The sequence below is a fragment of the Geodermatophilus sp. TF02-6 genome, assembly GCF_003319115.1.
Classification (GTDB): domain Bacteria; phylum Actinomycetota; class Actinomycetes; order Mycobacteriales; family Geodermatophilaceae; genus Geodermatophilus.
The window spans coordinates 95,999-110,826 of record NZ_QOHF01000017.1 but is presented as its reverse complement, the minus strand read 5'-3'; the positions used below and the strand labels follow the sequence as shown (position 1 = coordinate 110,826).

Here is a 14,828-nt window from a genome sequence, read left to right as displayed (position 1 = left end):
CGTGATCTGGCACTGCTGGCAAGCCGGCGAAGCCTACGACCCCGCCCGACACAACGCCCTGCAACGCATCCTCAACCAAGATCAACGGCAGGCGGCTTGACACAGGGCTTCTCACGCCGCCACCTCCGGCTGGGCGTAGGCGCGGACCAGGGCGGCGTAGCCGGGGACCTCGGCCAGCAGCTCCTCGTGGCTGCCCCGGGCGAGCACCCGGCCGCCCTCGAGCCAGACGACCTCGTCGGCCAGCGCGATGGTGGCCTGCCGGTAGGCGACCACGACGACGGTGGAGGGCCGGTCGGCGCTGCGGAGGGCGTCGAGGATGCGCGCCTCGACGGCGGGGTCGACGGCGCTGGTCGCGTCGTCGAGCACCAGCAGCCGGGGACGGCGGACGACGGCGCGGGCCAGCGCGATCCGCTGCCGCTGCCCGCCGGACAGCGTGGCGCCCCGCTCCCCGACCCGGGTGTCGAGCCCGTCGGGCAGCCGGCGCACGAAGTCGTCGGCCGCGGCCACCCGCAGCGCCGCCCAGACCGCGTCGTCGGGCAGGTCGGCGCCGAGGGTGACGTTGCCGCGGACGGTGTCGTCGAAGAGGAAGGTGCCCTGGGGGACGAACGCCGCCTGGCCGCTGACCTCGCCCTCCCGCAGCGTCCGCAGGTCCGCGCCGTCGAGCAGCACCCACCCCGTGGCCGGGTCGACCAGCCGGACCAGCAGCCCGGCCAGGGTGGACTTGCCCGACCCGGTCGGTCCGACGACGGCGACCGTGCTGCCGGCGGGGACGTCGAAGCTCACCCCCGAGAGGGTCGGCCGCCGGGCGCCGTCGTCGTCGTCGAAGGCGAACCCCACGTCGCGCAGCGCCAGGGAGGCGCCGCCGCTGCCGCCGGCCGCGGCCTCGGCGCCGTGCGGGACCTCTCCCGTGGCGTCGAGCACCGGGGTGACCCGGTCGAAGCCGGCCAGCGCGCGGGGCAGGTCGGCCAGCACCCAGCCGATGGCGCGGATGGGCAGGGCGAGCAGGGTGAACAGGTAGGCGATGGAGACCAGGTCGCCGGCGTCGGCGGCGCCGTCGGCCACCCGTCCGGCGCCGATGAGCAGCACGGCCAGCGTGCCGAGGTTGGGCAGGGCCTCCATGAGCGGGTCGAACAGGCCGCGCACCCGGCCGACGGCGATCAGGCCGTCGCGCAGTTCCTCGGCGCGGGCGGTGAACCGGCGGGTCTCGACGTCTTCCCGGCCGAGGGTCTTGACCACCAGGGCGGCGTCGAAGCTCTCGTGGGCGATCTCGCTGACCTCGGCGCGCAGCTGCTGCGCCCGCTGCACCCGCGGACTCATCACCTGCGAGTAGACGGCGTTGACCGCGAAGACCGCGGGGAAGACGACCAGGCCGACCAGCGCCAGCCACGGATCGGTGGCCACCAGCGCGACCACGGTGATCGCGATCATCACCACCGCACCGCAGGCGAACGGCAGCGGCGCGACGAAGAACCAGGCGGCCTCGACGTCGGAGTTGGCGTTGGACAGCAGCTGCCCGGTCGGGTGGCGCTGGTGCCAGGACAGGGGCAGCCGCAGGTACTGACCGGTGACCCGGCGCCGGTAGTCGGCCTGCAGCCGGTAACCCATGATGCCGGCGAACAGCCGCCGGCCGAGGATGCCTGCGATCTTGAGGACGGCGACGCCGAGGAAGGCGGCGACGGCCAGCGTCAGCGCCGCCGTGGTGGTCGCGCCCGAGGCGAACGCCGGGAGGACGACGCGGTCGGTGATCCCGCCGACGACGTAGGCGCTGGCCACGGTCATCCCGCCGTAGAGGCAGCTGGCGAGGAAGGCCAGGGTGAACATGCCGGGTTGCTCGGCGATCGCGCGCCCGACGTGGCGCAGGCCGCGCCGCACCACGGCGTCTCGGCGGCGGCGGGGCACGGCGCTCCTCACGTGGACAGGGCGGGATCACCGACTGTACGCGGTGCTTAGACCCGCTAACGGGCGTCGCACGGACTGCCGGCGCCGGACGGGCCGACGGGCACCGGACGGTCCGACGAGCTCGGCCGGGACGGTTCGGCCGGCCCGTTTCCCGGCCCGTCCACGTCGGTAACCCCCGCGGTGTGACGACTCGCTCCCTCGCGGCCGCCGAGCGCGCCGAGCTGGCCGACCTGCTCGACGAGCTGGGGCCGCACGCGCCCACCCTGTGCGAGGGCTGGGACACCGCCCACCTGGCCGCGCACCTGGTCACCCGCGACCGCCGTCCCGACGCGGTGCCCGGGTTCGCGCTGGAGACGACGCCGGTCGGCCGGCCGCTGGCCGCCTGGTCGCACCGCGTGGAGGACCGGCTGCGGACCGGGACCCCCTACGCCGAACTGGTCGACCGCGTGCGCTCCGGCCCGCCCCCCTGGCTGCCGGCCGCCTGGCCACCGGTGGCCGGGGCGCTCGACACGGTCGAGTACGTCGTGCACCACGAGGACGTGCGCCGCGCCCAGCCGGGCTGGGCGCCGCGGCCGCTGCCGCGGGCGGCGCAGGACCGCCTCTGGCGCGCCCTCGGCCTCTTCGGCCGGGTCGCCGCCGGCCAGGTCCCGGGTGCGCTGGTGCTGCGCCGCAGCGACGCGCCCGGCGAGGAGAGGCGGTTCGGCAGCGGGACGCCGGAGACGGTCGTCTCGGGCGAGCCGCTGGAGCTGCTGCTGTGGGCCAGCGGCCGCCGGGACGCCGCCCGGGTCACCACCGGCTGACGGTGTCGCGCCCAGTGTGCCCCGGAGGGGTCCTTCTGGGCACCTGGACGCGGTGTCGTCCGGTAGGACGACGATGTCACCGCACGGGGACACCGGCGCCGGCGAGCGCGGCCTTGACCTCGCCGATGCGCAGCTTGCCGAAGTGGAAGACGCTGGCGGCCAGCACCGCGTCGGCGCCGGCTGCCACCGCCGGCGGGAAGTGCTCCGGCTCCCCGGCCCCCCCACTGGCGACCACCGGCACGGTGACCTCGCGGCGCACCGCCCGGATCAGCTCGGTGTCGAAGCCGGCCTGGGTGCCGTCGGCGTCCATCGAGTTGAGCAGCACCTCGCCGGCGCCGAGCTCGGCGGCCCGCACCACCCACTCGACGGCGTCCCGGCCGGTGCCGCGCCGCCCGCCGTGGGTGGTGATCTCGAAGCCGGAGTCGGTGACCGCGCCGTCGCGGCAGCGCCGGGCGTCGAGGGAGAGCACCAGCACCTGGTTGCCGAAGCGGTCGGTGATCTCGCCGATCAGCTCGGGCCGGGCGACGGCGGCGGTGTTGACCGCGACCTTGTCCGCGCCCGCGCGCAGCAGCCGGTCGACGTCGGCCACCGACCGCACACCGCCGCCGACGGTCAGCGGGATGAACACGCTCTCCGCGGTCCGGCGGACGACGTCGTAGGTGGTCTCCCGGTCGCCGGAGCTGGCGGTGATGTCGAGGAAGGTCAGCTCGTCGGCACCCTCGGCGTCGTAGACGCGGGCCATCTCGACCGGGTCGCCGGCGTCGCGCAGGTCGACGAAGTTGACCCCCTTGACCACCCGGCCGGCGTCGACGTCCAGGCACGGGATGACGCGGACGGCGAGGCTCACGACGCGCCCCGCACCGCGTCGGCCTCCACCTCGACCAGCATGTCGGGGTGCAGCAGCGAGGCGACGCCGATCATCGCGGTGGCCGGCCGGACGGCGCCGAAGACCTCGCCGTGCACCCGGCCCACCTCCTCCCAGCGACTGGTGTCGGTGACGTACATGCGGGTGCGGACGACGTCGGCAGCCCTGAACCCGGCGCTCTCCAGCGACCGGACGAGCACCGAGAACGCCACCCGGGCCTGGGCGCCCACGTCGCCGGGGTGCACGACCTCGCCGTCGACGGTGGCAGTGCAGCCGCTGACCCAGGCCTGGTCCCCCACCACGACGACGCGGCTGTAGCCGACGACGTCCTCCCAGGGCCCGCCGGAGCCCAGCCGCACCGTGCTCACGCGAACTCCTCGGTCACCTTCAGCGCCTCGGGCAGGGTGAACGCGCCGGCGTAGAGGGCCTTGCCCACGATGGCGCCCTCCACGCCCACCGGCGTGAGCCGGGCCAGCGCCCGGACGTCGTCCAGGGAGCTGACCCCGCCCGAGGCGACGACCGGGCGGTCGGTGGCGGCGCAGACCTCGCGCAGCAGGTCGAGGTTGGGTCCGCGCAGCGTGCCGTCCTTGGTGATGTCGGTGACCACGTAGCGGGCGCAGCCCTCGGCGTCGAGCCGGGTGAGGGTCTCGTAGAGCTCGCCGCCCTCGCGGGTCCACCCGCGGGCGGCCAGCCGGGTGCCGCGGACGTCGAGGCCGACGGCGATCCGGTCGCCGTGCTCGGCGATGGCCGCGGCACACCACTCCGGCGACTCCAGCGCGGCAGTGCCCAGGTTGACCCGCCGGCAGCCGGTGGCCAGCGCCGCGGCCAGCGACGCGTCGTCCCGGATGCCGCCGGAGAGCTCCACGTCGACGTCGAGCTCGCCGACGACGCGGGCGAGCAGCGCACGGTTGCTGCCCCGGCCGAAGGCGGCGTCGAGGTCGACCAGGTGCACCCACTCGGCGCCGTCGCGCTGCCAGGTCAGCGCCGCCTCGAGGGGGTCGCCGTAGGAGGTCTCGCTGCCGGCCTCCCCCTGCACGAGCCGGACGGCCTGGCCGTCGGCGACGTCGACGGCGGGCAGCAGCTGCAGCTTCGGCACGCCCTCAGGCTAGTGACGTCCCTCCTGTCGCCCGCGTCACCGGCCGGAGGGTGGCGGCGTGCGGGCGCTGCGGCACCGCGTTCCCCGGGGCGCCGCGGCGGGGTGGCAGGGTGGCGGCCTGGCAGGGTGGCGGTGTGGAGTTCGCCGACGTCGTCCGCCGGCGGCGCATGGTGCGCGACTACGACCCCGACCGGCCGGTGCCGCCGCAGGTGCGGGAGCGGCTGCTGGAGCACGCGATCCGGGCGCCGTCGGCGGGGTTCACCCAGGGCTGGGCGTTCCTGGTGCTCGAGACCCCCGAGGAGCGGGATCGCTTCTGGACGGTGACCACGACCGGCGGGACACCCGACGGCTGGCTCACCCGGATGCGCCGGGCGCCGTTGCTGATCGTGGCGCTGTCGTGCAGGGCGGCCTACCTGGACCGCTACGCCGAGCCGGACAAGGGCTGGACCGACCGTGACGAGGCGCGCTGGCCGGTTCCCTACTGGGACGTCGACACCGGGATGGCGGCCCTGCTGGTGCTGCTGACCGCGGTCGACGAGGGGCTGGGCGCCTGCTTCTTCGGCGTCCCCGCCGATCGGGTGGACGCCTTCCGGGAGGCCTTCGGCGTCCCCGACGGCCACCGGCCGGTCGGCTGCCTCTCGGTGGGCTACCCGGGCGGGGAGGACCGCCGGTCGCCGTCCCTGCGGCGCGGTCGGCGCGGCGTCGAGGAGGTCGTGCACCGCGGGCACTGGTGACCGCCCCGGGACGTTGGCCCGTACGTCGGGCCGCGTAGGCGCACAGCCGCTCCCGCGCCGACGACGGCGTACCGCTGCGCGGCGGAGCATGGGGCCGGGAGACGGAGGAGGCGGGCGACATGGAGCCATCGCGGATGCGCGCGGGGGACGCCGACCGGCAGCGGGTGGTGGAGCGGCTCGGCCGGAACCTCGCCGAGGGGCGGCTGACCGTCGGCGAGTACGACGAGCGGGCGGCCCGCGCGCACGCGGCGGTGCACCTCGACGAGCTCCCGCCGCTGCTGGCCGACCTCCCCGCCGAGCCGCCACCGGCCCGTCGGGCGCCGGGCCCGCCGGCGTGGGCCCCGCGGGCGGCGGTCGCCGTCCTCGTGGCGATGGTCCTGGTCTGGTCGGTGGTGGCGCTCGTGCACGGCGCTCCCCCGGTCCTCGCCCTGCTGCTGCTCGTGGTGTTCCTCCGGCACCGGCGGTGGAGCCGGCGCTGGTGAGCGCCGCGGCCCGGGCCCGCCGGCCGCGGTCGCTCAGCCCAGCGCGACGGTGGCCGAGACCAGCACCAGGTCCGAGCTGTGCGACCCGGCGGCGTCGACGTCCGCGGGCCGTGGCACGAAGCCGGGCAGGCCGTCCAGGCCGTCGCTACCGTCGACGACCAGCAGGTCCGGCGGGCCGCCGCCCTCGACGGTGACCCGGAGCTCCACGCCGTCGGCCGGCGGCGCGGAGAAGGTCACCCGCAGGCGGTGCCCGCCGAGCGCCGCCTCCGGCACGTCACGGGCCTCGGCGCGGGCCGCGACGACGGTGCCCTCGCCGGCGTCCAGATCGAGGGCCAGGAGCCGCACGCCCTCCCGCTGCGGGATCACCCGCACGGTGATCTCGCGGCGGCCACCGGTGAGCCGCTCGGCGACCGGTTCGACCCGCGGGGCGGGCAGCGCCGCGACCTGGGCCGGCCCGCTCGACACGTCGTCCCCACCCGGGTACGGGTACGCCGCCGGTAGCTGCGACGGGCCGCGGACGTAGCGGGACGTGTACTCGCCCGGGTCGGCCTCGGTGGTGGCCCACCAGGCCCGGCCGGCGTCGGTGTCGAGGACGTAGGCCAGCTGGCTGGGGATCGGGTGCCGGGGGTCGAACCGGTCGACCGACAGCCCGGCCAGCGTGCAGGCGACCGCGGCGACGACGGCGACCCCCGGCACGGCGGCGGGGAGCCGGCGCCCGTCGGCGAGGAGCAGCTCGACGGCCGGCAGCAGCGCGAGGGCGCCCAGCGTCACGACGACCGACGGCGCGGCCGCGCCGGACATCCCCAGCGCCGGGAGGAACAGGGCCACGGTCGGCGCCAGGACGACGACCGCGACCGCACCGGCGAGCAGGACCGCGACCGGACGCAGCCCCGGTGCGCGGACCAGCCCGGCCAGCGCTCCGGCCAGCGCGGGCAGCGCCGCCAGGTAGGAGCCGCCCGGCGCCAGCGCGGCCAGCACCACTCCCAGGACCGCGAGCCACACCAGGGCGCCGGCGGCCAGCGCGGCGGCGCCGACCCGACGGCGCAGCAGTCCGTACCAGGCCAGGACGACGGCGAGGACGAGTGCGACGGCGGCGAGCCGGTACCAGCCGGGCCGCCAGGGGTCGAGCACCGTGCGGTAGCCCGGCCGGACGGCGACCAGCAGCAGCCACAGGCCGTGCACCGCCAGCGGCGCGGCGGCCAGCGGCAGCAGGGCGAGGCCGGTCGCCGCCGCCGTCCGGCCGGGGGAGCTGGTTCCCCGCCGGGCGAGCACCCCGACGAGCAGCAGGACCGCGGCGGCGGCGGCGGCCGCCAGGGGCCAGACCAGCGACCCCGGGTAGCGGACCAGCCGACCGAGGACCGGCAGGTAGGTGGCGTCGCCGGCTGCCGGCCCGGCCAGGGTGGCGAGGTCGCGGTCGCCGAGCGCGCGCGCCAGCGCCAGGGCGTTGTCCCCCATGGCCTGCAGGCTCGCCGGGTCCTGCCGGTCGGGGGTGTCCTGTGGGGTGTGGTAGGCGGCGGCGCCGTCGACGAAAGCGGTGTTCATCCCGGTGAACCGACCGTCGTCGAGGAACGGGGTGAGGTCGGTGTCGTTGGGCAGCGCGCGGTAGACCTCGACGGCGAAGCTGGTGGCCACCGGGTGGGGCGCCGCGCCGGCGAAGACCGCGGCCAGGCCCGAGTTGCCGGGCGAGGTCTGGAACATGACCGGCGGGCCGCCGGTGCCGCGTGCCTCGAAGTTGAGCACCACGCCGCCCTGGCCGGCGAGCGGGTGCGACGCGATGAACGCCTCCGCGCCGCAGAGGCAGGCCTCCTCGGCGTCGGTGAACAGCACCACGACGTCGTTGCGCGGCCGCGGCCCCTGGGCGAGGGCGCGGACCGACTCGAGCAGCGCGGCCACGCCGGCGCCGTCGTCGCTGGCGCCCGGCCCGGTCTGGACCGAGTCGTGGTGGGCGACGAGGAACAGCCGCCCGGCCGGGTCGCTGCCGGGCAGCACGGCGACGACGTTGCGCACCGTGGCCATCTCGGCGGCTCCGGGGCCGGACGGTCGGGCGCCCACCGCGGTCTGGACGCGGGTGTCCAGGCCGAGGCCGGTCAGCGTGTCGACCAGGTAGGTGACGACGTCGGCGTCCGCGGCGCTGCCGGCGACGTGCGGACGGGCGCCCACGCGCTGGACGTGCTCGAACGCGCGGGCGGCGCTGAACCGGTCGGCGGGGGCATCGGGGGGTAGCGGGCTCGGCGGCCCGAGCGCGGCGACCGACCAGCCGGTCAGGCCGAGGAGGAGCGCCACGACGACGAGACCGGCGAGGCGTCGTCCGCGGGGTGGGGGCTGCTCGGCGGGCACACGCACCTCCGCGGGACGCCGGGACGGGACGGCGTCACCCTAGGCGGCCGACCGGCTCCGGTCCGGCGTCAGTCCAGCGTGCCGAGCCAGTTGGTCAGCAGCTGGGCGCCGGCGTCGCCGCTCTTCTCCGGGTGGAACTGGGTCGCCGACAGGGCGCCGTTCTCGACCGCGGCGACGAAACGGTCGCCGTGCTCGGCCCAGGTGACCATCGGGCTCGCGAGCGGGGACGGCGGCCCCTCGGCGCCGAGCGGGAGGTGGCGCACGCCGTAGGAGTGCACGAAGTAGAAGCGCTGGTCCGCGAGGCCGGCGAAGAGCGCGCTGCCCTCGGGCACCTCGACGGTGTTCCACCCCATGTGCGGCAGCACCGGGGCCTTCAGCTGCTCGACGACGCCGGGCCACTCCCCGCAGCCCTCGGCGTCGTGGCCGTGCTCGACGCCGCGCTCGAACAGCACCTGCATGCCGACGCAGACCCCGAGCACCGGCCGGCCGCCGGCCAACCGGCGACCGATCACGCGCGGCCCGTCGACGGCGCGCAGCCCGTCCATGCAGGCGGCGAAGGCGCCGACCCCCGGGACGACGAGCCCGTCGGCCTCGAGCGCGGCCTGCCGGTCGGCGGTCACCGTGACGTCGGCGCCGACGCGGGCCAGCGCGCGCTCGGCCGAGCGCAGGTTGCCCGAGCCGTAGTCGAGGACGACGACCTTCTTCACCCCTGCCACGGTACGTGGCAGGAGGCGGGCGGCCGACGGGCCCGAGGTGGCGGTCGTCGCACAGGCCGTACCGCGTCGGCCTCGCACACGGCCGTGCTCCTCCGACAGGACCCGGCGAGGTTCGGCTCGTGAGCCCGCGGGTCCGGGCACCCTCGGGGCATGTCCGCCCCTCCGGCCCCGCGCCAGCTCCGTGAACGGTTGCGCGGCGGCTTCCGCTGGCGCGGCGACCGCACCGACGTCAGCTCGTTCGCCGACATGACGGGCTGGTGGCGTGACGCAGAGGTCCTCCCGGCGCTGGCCGGCCTCTTCGACTCCGAGCAGCCGACTGTGGTACTGGGCCCTGAGACGCGTGGTTGTCTTCTGGGAGGGCTCGTGGCAGCTGCCCTGGGAGTCGACTTCGTCGAGGTACGGAGGAACCAGACGCCGCTGGCCGACAGCGAAGCCTTGGTTCGGAAGACCTCGCCGATGCGATCGACACCTACGGCTCGGCCTTCACCGCGACATGATCAGCGCCGGGAACCGATCTTGAGGATGGGGTGTCGCGGTGGGGCGCAGGAGTGCGCGTCAAGGGCATCCGCAGATCTGTGGACAGAGCGCTGACCTGCAAGTTCATGTTGAGCAACGGGGTCGACTCAACTAGACTTAGAACACGTGATCGAAGCAGTGGGAGGTGTCGTGGACGAGCTGCAGGCCGCACTCGACGCCCTCGCCGCCGAGGACCTCTCGCCGCTGTTCGGCCCGGCGCTGCTGGATCGGCTGCGGCCGCTGCTCATGGCGCAGAACCGGATCGCCGCCGAGATCGCCCGCACCGTACGCGAGTGTGAGAGCGCCGGCGCAGCCGAGGTCGATGGGCTCAAGTCGATGGCCTCCTGGCTGCGCGGGCACGCCCACCTGTCCCCGGCGGAGGCCGGGCGGGTGGTCCGCGCCGGGCGGGCGCTCGAGCACCTGCCCGCGCTGGCCGCCGCGTTCGCCGCCGGGCACGTCACCGGCGAGCAGGCCGGGCTGGTGGCGCGGGTGGCCGAGCCGGAGCCGCTCGCGCTGGCTGCCGAGCAGGACGTCGACCTGGCCGCGGTCGATGCGGTGCTGGCCGGTGTGGCCACCCAACAGCGGTGCGCCGACGTGGCCAAGGCGGTGCAGCACTACCTCGACCGGCTGGACGCCGACGGCCCGGAGCCCGATCCGACCGAGGGGCGGCGGCTGGTGATCGCCCAGCGCCCCGACGGATCGGGCTCGGGCCGGTTCGACCTCGACGCTGTCGGTCTGGAGAAGTTGCAGACGGCGCTGGAGGCGCTGGTGCAGGCCGGCCGCAGCACCGGCGACGAGCGCAGCCGCGCCCAGCAGCAAGCCGACGCGCTGGTGCAGCTGTGCGACAACGCCCTGGCCGCCGGCTCGCTGCCGCAGCTTCGGGGGCACAAGCCGCAGGTCGTGGTGAAGATCGCCATCGAGGACCTCGTCGACCCCGCCACCGGGCGGAGTGCGGCCGAGATGGGGTCCGGCGCGACGATCTCCGCCGCCCGCGCCCGCTGGCTGGCCTGCGACGGGCAGGTCACCCGCATCGTGATGGGGCCCGACGGGGTGCCACTTGACCACGGCCGCACCGTCCGGCTGTTCCCGCCGCACGTCCGTCGCGCTGCCGAGGTCCGTGACGGCGGGTGCGTGTTCGCCGGCTGTGGGGCGCCGACCTGGTGGTGCGACGTGCACCACCTGCTGGAGTGGATCAACGGCGGCCAGACCGACCTGGACAACGCCGCGCTGCTGTGCGAGCGGCACCACACGAAAGTCCACCACGGCTTCCGCGTCGAGCGACAACCCGACGGGCGATGGCGCACCCGGCGACCCGACGGCACCGAGATCCTCATCGGGCCCCAGCGCACCGGACCGCCGCTCGTGACCGCCGCCTGATCCGACGTCACGCCGCCACCCCCGCCAGCACAGCAGCCGACAGCTGACCGACGCCCACACGGGCCCGGGTCGGCTGCCGGCCGCTCGTGCGTCAGCACCGGCGGCGAGTGGAAGGGAGAAGCGGCCGTCAGAGCCCTGCGGCGCTCCCCTCCCAGGGCAGCACGGTGAGCTCGGGCCAGAGGCTGGTCCAGTGGGCCGCCTTGGCCTCGAACACGTACCGCGGCGCCGGACCGTGCCGGTTCGGGCGTGTGACCAGGCTGAACAGGTCGTCGTAGCCGTGAGGCGCATGGCCGTGGGGCCGGCCATGCGCGTCCACGGTCACGCCACAGCAACAGCACACGGCCACTAACCCCTCGATTGCGTCGGCACAGTTGCGCAATGGCCGGGTGGTCGTGCCGAAGCCGTCGGCGTGCCACAGGTGCACCCGCGCCTGGTCGCGGATCTCGCCCGGCACCGGCAGGTCGGCGAACAGCTGCCCGCCGCGGCGGATGACGGCGTCTTCGGCGTCCCTGGAGGTGTCGGGGGAAGGAGAACAGTCGACGTCGCGCACCCCGGTGACCGCCGGCCGAAGGTCAGCTCCTTCCACACCGCCGGGAACAGCACCCCGGCGGTGAGCGACCAGTCCCCCAACGCCCAGCTCCGGAGCGCGTTGCACGACCGCGGCCACCGTGGGGTCGGCGAGGACGACGTCGAGGAACCGCGGCTCCTCGCTCACACCAACCGCAGGACGCCCGATGCCGTCGCCAGCAGCGCGGCGAGCAGCAGGATCACGGCGAAGGCGACCTGCGGACCGGTCCGCCCCTTGGTGTCCGAGTCGGCCTTCCAGATGCTCCAGGCCCCGCCCAGCAGGAAGCCGCCGAGGACCAGCAGGACGACGCCGGAGGTCATGCGAGGTACCGGAGCCGCGCCATGGCCTACAGCGCACCCTTGGTGGAGGGCACGTCGGGGATCCGCGGGTCGAGCGCGACGGCGGTGCGCAGCGCCCGGGCCAGCGCCTTGAACTGGGCCTCGACGATGTGGTGGGCGTCCCGGCCGGCGTAGAGCACCCGCACGTGCAGGCTGATCCGCGCGTTGAACGCAAAGGACTCCAGCACGTGCCGGGTCAGGCTGGTCGGGTAGTCCGGCCCGATCATCGGCGTCATGCCCTCGGGCTCGGCGTGCACGAAGTACGGCCGACCGGAGAGGTCGACCGCGGCCTGGGCGAGCACCTCGTCCATGGGGATCGTGGCGTCGCCGTAGCGGGTGATGCCCTTCTTGTCCCCCAGCGCCTGGGCGAAGGCGGAGCCGAGGGCGATCGCGACGTCCTCCACCGTGTGGTGGGCGTCGATGTGCAGGTCGCCGTCGGCGCGGACGGTGAGGTCGATGCCGCTGTGCTTGGACAGCGAGGTCAGCATGTGGTCGTAGAAGCCGACCCCGGTGCTGATCGAGCTCGTGCCCGTGCCGTCGAGGTCGAGCTCGACGACGAGCTTGGTCTCGCTGGTCTCCCGCTCGACGCGTGCAGTGCGACTCATGCGCTCAGTCTCCCAGGCGGTGCTCGGCGGCCACCTCACCGAGGGGGTACTGGAGTACTCGGCCCCGGGCGCATCAGGTGGCGCCGTGCTCACGGACGACCTCACTCAGCGCGGTGAGGAAAGCAGTTGTCTCCTCCGGCGTCCCGGCGGTCACCCGCAGCCAGCCGGGCAGCCCGGTGTCGCGCACGAGGACGTCGTGGTCGAGCAGCGCCCGCCACGCGGCCGGCGCGTCGGCGAACCGGCCGAAGAGCACGAAGTTGGCGTCGCTGGGCACGCTGGTCAGCCCCATCGCCGGCAGGGCGGCGACGATCCGGTCCCGCTCGGCCTTGACCGCGTCGACGGTGGCCAGCAGCGCGTCGGTGTGCGCCAGCGCCGTCCGCGCGGCGGCCTGGGTCAGCGAGGAGAGGTGGTACGGCAGCCGGACCAGCTGCACCGCGTCGACGACGGCCGGGTCGGCGGCGAGGTAGCCCAGCCGCAGCCCGGCCATGCCGAACGCCTTGCTCATCGTGCGGCTCACGATCAGCCGCGGCCGGCCCGGGAGCAGGGTCAGCGCCGACGGCGTGCCGGCGCGGGCGAACTCGGCGTAGGCCTCGTCCACGACGACCACGCCGGACGTCGCGTCGTACAGCGCAGCGATCGTCTCCAGCGCGACCGCGGTGCCGGTGGGGTTGTTCGGGCTGGTCACGAAGACGACGTCCGGGCGCACCTCGCACACCTGCGCCGCGGCGGCCGCGACGTCGATGGTGAAGTCCGCCCGCCGGTGCCCGTCGACCCAGGCGGTGCCGGTGCCCGCGCAGATGATCGGGTGCATCGAGTAGGACGGCGTGAAACCCAGCGCCGTCCGCCCGGCGCCGCCGAAGGCCTGCAGGACCTGCTGGAGGACCTCGTTGCTGCCGTTGGCCGCCCACACCTGCGCCGGTTCGATCGGCTCGCCGCTGGTGCGGGTCAGGTAGCCGGCGAGGTCGCGGCGCAGGTCGAGCGCGTCGCGGTCGGGGTAGCGGTTGAGCTCGACCGCGGCGCGCATGAGCGCCGCGCCGAGGTCGGCGAGCAGCTCGGGTGGCAGCGGGTGCGGGTTCTCGTTGGTGTTGAGCCGGTAGCGGGCCGGCAGCTGCGGGGCGCCGTAGGGCGAGCGGCCGCGCAGCTCCGGCCGCAGCGGGAGCTGGTCCGTGCTGCTGGCGACGCCGTGCGTCATGCGCGCTGCCGGGCCCGGACGGCGGCGGCGTGCGCGGGCAGGTCCTCGGCGCCGGCCAGGGCGTCGATGTGCCCGGCGACCTCGGCGAGGGCCTGCTCGTCGTACTCGACGACGTGGACGCCGCGCAGGAACGACTGCACCGACAGCCCACTGGAGTGCCGCGCGCACCCGCCGGTGGGCAGCACGTGGTTGGAGCCGGCGCAGTAGTCGCCCAGCGACACCGGCGACCACGGGCCGACGAACACCGCGCCGGCGTTGCGCACCCGCATCGCGACCGCGCGGGCGTCCCGGGTCTGGATCTCCAGGTGCTCGGCGGCGTAGGCGTCGACCACCGCGAGGCCCGCCTCGACGTCGTCCACCAGGACGACGCCCGACTGGCTGCCGTCCAGCGCGGTGGTGATCCGGTCGGAGTGCTTGGTCGCGGCCACCTGGGCGGGTACCAGGTCGAGGACGGCGTCGGCGAGCTGCTCGCTGGTGGTGACCAGCACCGCGCCGGCCAGCGGGTCGTGCTCGGCCTGGCTGACCAGGTCGGCCGCGACGTGCACCGGGTCGGCGGTGTCGTCGGCGAGGACGGCCACCTCGGTGGGCCCGGCCTCGGAGTCGATGCCGATGAGCCCGCGCAGCAGCCGCTTGGCCGCCGTCACGTAGACGTTGCCCGGGCCGGTGACCAGGTCGACCGGCTCGCAGGAGCCGGCGCCGTAGCCGAAGACGGCGATGGCCTGTGCGCCGCCGACGGCGTAGACCTCGGTGACGCCGAGCAGCGCGCACGCGGCGAGCACGCCGGGGTCGGGCAGGCCGCCGTGGTCGCGCTGCGGCGGGGAGGCGACCGCGATCGACTCCACCCCGGCGATCTGCGCGGGGACGACGTTCATCACCACGCTGGACAGCAGCGGCGCCAGCCCGCCGGGCACGTAGAGCCCGACCCGGCGCACCGGCACCCAGCGCTCGATGACCGTGCCGCCGCGGACGACCCGGGTGGTGACGTCGGCGCGGCGCTGGTCGGCGTGCACCCGGCGCACGCGCGCGACGGCCTCCTCCAGTGCGGCGCGGACGGCCGGGTCGATCCCGGCGAGCGCGGCCTCGATCGCCTCGGCGGGGACGGCGAAGTCCTCCAGGTCGACGCCGTCGAGGCGGGCGGTGATCTCCCGGACCGCCTGGGCGCCGCGGATCCGCACGTCCTCGCACAGCGGCCGGACGGTGGCCAGCACCGAGTCGACGTCCGTGACGGCCCGGGGCAGCAGGCCGGCGAGCTCACGCACCCCCGGCAGGGTGGATCCACGCAGGTCGATGCGGGCGAGCACGG

At 75.7% G+C, this 14,828-nt stretch carries 15 protein-coding genes; 4 read left to right on the top strand and 11 right to left on the bottom strand.

Annotated elements, in window-relative coordinates; translation table 11 throughout:
* Positions 1-111: 111 nt before the first annotated feature.
* Positions 112-1,899: an ABC transporter ATP-binding protein gene (locus DQ238_RS16000; protein WP_113782250.1), complete on the bottom strand. Its 1,788-nt coding sequence runs from the start codon at positions 1,897-1,899 to the stop codon at positions 112-114.
* A gap of 182 nt (positions 1,900-2,081) precedes the next feature.
* Between DQ238_RS16000 and DQ238_RS15995 the strand changes: the two genes are divergently transcribed.
* On the top strand, positions 2,082-2,699 hold the full coding sequence (locus DQ238_RS15995; protein WP_113782249.1) for a TIGR03085 family metal-binding protein: 618 nt from the start codon (positions 2,082-2,084) through the stop codon (positions 2,697-2,699).
* Positions 2,700-2,775: 76 nt separating this feature from the next.
* On the opposite strand, the gene hisF is transcribed toward DQ238_RS15995, so the two are convergent.
* The 3 genes from hisF to priA are packed head-to-tail and all read right to left on the bottom strand — an operon-like array spanning position 2,776 to position 4,660.
* The gene (hisF, locus tag DQ238_RS15990; protein WP_113782248.1) at positions 2,776-3,546 is read right to left on the bottom strand and encodes an imidazole glycerol phosphate synthase subunit HisF; all 771 of its coding nucleotides are present in this window, start codon (positions 3,544-3,546) and stop codon (positions 2,776-2,778) included.
* Positions 3,543-3,932 (bottom strand): Rid family hydrolase, encoded by a 390-nt coding sequence (locus tag DQ238_RS15985; RefSeq protein WP_113782247.1) that lies wholly within the window; start codon positions 3,930-3,932, stop codon positions 3,543-3,545. The genes hisF and DQ238_RS15985 overlap by 4 nt, the downstream gene beginning before the upstream one ends.
* Positions 3,929-4,660, bottom strand: coding sequence for a bifunctional 1-(5-phosphoribosyl)-5-((5-phosphoribosylamino)methylideneamino)imidazole-4-carboxamide isomerase/phosphoribosylanthranilate isomerase PriA (gene priA, locus DQ238_RS15980; protein WP_113782246.1), 732 nt, complete (start codon positions 4,658-4,660; stop codon positions 3,929-3,931). Before priA ends, DQ238_RS15985 begins: the two co-directional genes overlap by 4 nt.
* 110 nt (positions 4,661-4,770) lie before the next feature.
* Here priA and DQ238_RS15975 point away from each other — a divergent pair, with 110 nt between their 5' ends.
* Positions 4,771-5,394, top strand: coding sequence for a nitroreductase family protein (locus DQ238_RS15975; RefSeq protein WP_233496012.1), 624 nt, complete (start codon positions 4,771-4,773; stop codon positions 5,392-5,394).
* Between the two features lie 119 nt (positions 5,395-5,513).
* A complete protein-coding gene (locus DQ238_RS15970) occupies positions 5,514-5,876 on the top strand; it encodes a DUF1707 domain-containing protein (RefSeq protein WP_113782245.1) in 363 nt (120 codons plus the stop codon).
* A gap of 33 nt (positions 5,877-5,909) precedes the next feature.
* Here DQ238_RS15970 and DQ238_RS15965 read toward each other — a convergent pair whose 3' ends face one another.
* Positions 5,910-8,213: a M20/M25/M40 family metallo-hydrolase gene (locus DQ238_RS15965; RefSeq protein WP_199506392.1), complete on the bottom strand. Its 2,304-nt coding sequence runs from the start codon at positions 8,211-8,213 to the stop codon at positions 5,910-5,912.
* A 68-nt stretch (positions 8,214-8,281) separates the two neighbouring features.
* The gene (gene hisH / locus DQ238_RS15960) at positions 8,282-8,920 is read right to left on the bottom strand and encodes an imidazole glycerol phosphate synthase subunit HisH (RefSeq protein WP_113782243.1); all 639 of its coding nucleotides are present in this window, start codon (positions 8,918-8,920) and stop codon (positions 8,282-8,284) included.
* A 675-nt stretch (positions 8,921-9,595) separates the two neighbouring features.
* Between hisH and DQ238_RS15955 the strand changes: the two genes are divergently transcribed.
* Entirely contained in the window at positions 9,596-10,822 is a 1,227-nt protein-coding gene (locus tag DQ238_RS15955) for an HNH endonuclease signature motif containing protein (protein ID WP_113782242.1), read from the top strand.
* A 127-nt stretch (positions 10,823-10,949) separates the two neighbouring features.
* Here DQ238_RS15955 and DQ238_RS15950 read toward each other — a convergent pair whose 3' ends face one another.
* The 5 genes from DQ238_RS15950 to hisD all read right to left on the bottom strand — a co-directional run bounded on the left by DQ238_RS15950 (position 10,950) and on the right by hisD (position 14,826).
* Positions 10,950-11,372, bottom strand: a complete 423-nt coding sequence (locus DQ238_RS15950) for a nucleotidyltransferase family protein (RefSeq protein WP_199506391.1) — start codon at positions 11,370-11,372, stop codon at positions 10,950-10,952.
* Positions 11,373-11,533: 161 nt separating this feature from the next.
* Positions 11,534-11,710 (bottom strand): hypothetical protein, encoded by a 177-nt coding sequence (locus DQ238_RS23340; protein ID WP_199506390.1) that lies wholly within the window; start codon positions 11,708-11,710, stop codon positions 11,534-11,536.
* A gap of 26 nt (positions 11,711-11,736) precedes the next feature.
* Positions 11,737-12,333, bottom strand: a complete 597-nt coding sequence (gene hisB, locus DQ238_RS15945; RefSeq protein WP_113782241.1) for an imidazoleglycerol-phosphate dehydratase HisB — start codon at positions 12,331-12,333, stop codon at positions 11,737-11,739.
* A gap of 73 nt (positions 12,334-12,406) precedes the next feature.
* The gene (locus DQ238_RS15940) at positions 12,407-13,525 is read right to left on the bottom strand and encodes a histidinol-phosphate transaminase (protein WP_113782240.1); all 1,119 of its coding nucleotides are present in this window, start codon (positions 13,523-13,525) and stop codon (positions 12,407-12,409) included.
* Positions 13,522-14,826, bottom strand: coding sequence for a histidinol dehydrogenase (gene hisD / locus DQ238_RS15935; protein ID WP_113782239.1), 1,305 nt, complete (start codon positions 14,824-14,826; stop codon positions 13,522-13,524). Before hisD ends, DQ238_RS15940 begins: the two co-directional genes overlap by 4 nt.
* Positions 14,827-14,828: the final 2 nt, after the last annotated feature.

Coding starts and splice junctions, on each gene's coding strand:
- hisB (WP_113782241.1), bottom strand. CDS start 12,333: ATGAGTCGCACTGCACGCGTCGAGCGGGAGACCAGCGAGACCAAGCTC.
- DQ238_RS23340 (WP_199506390.1), bottom strand. CDS start 11,710: ATGACCTCCGGCGTCGTCCTGCTGGTCCTCGGCGGCTTCCTGCTGGGC.
- DQ238_RS15940 (WP_113782240.1), bottom strand. CDS start 13,525: ATGACGCACGGCGTCGCCAGCAGCACGGACCAGCTCCCGCTGCGGCCG.
- DQ238_RS15970 (WP_113782245.1), top strand. CDS start 5,514: ATGGAGCCATCGCGGATGCGCGCGGGGGACGCCGACCGGCAGCGGGTG.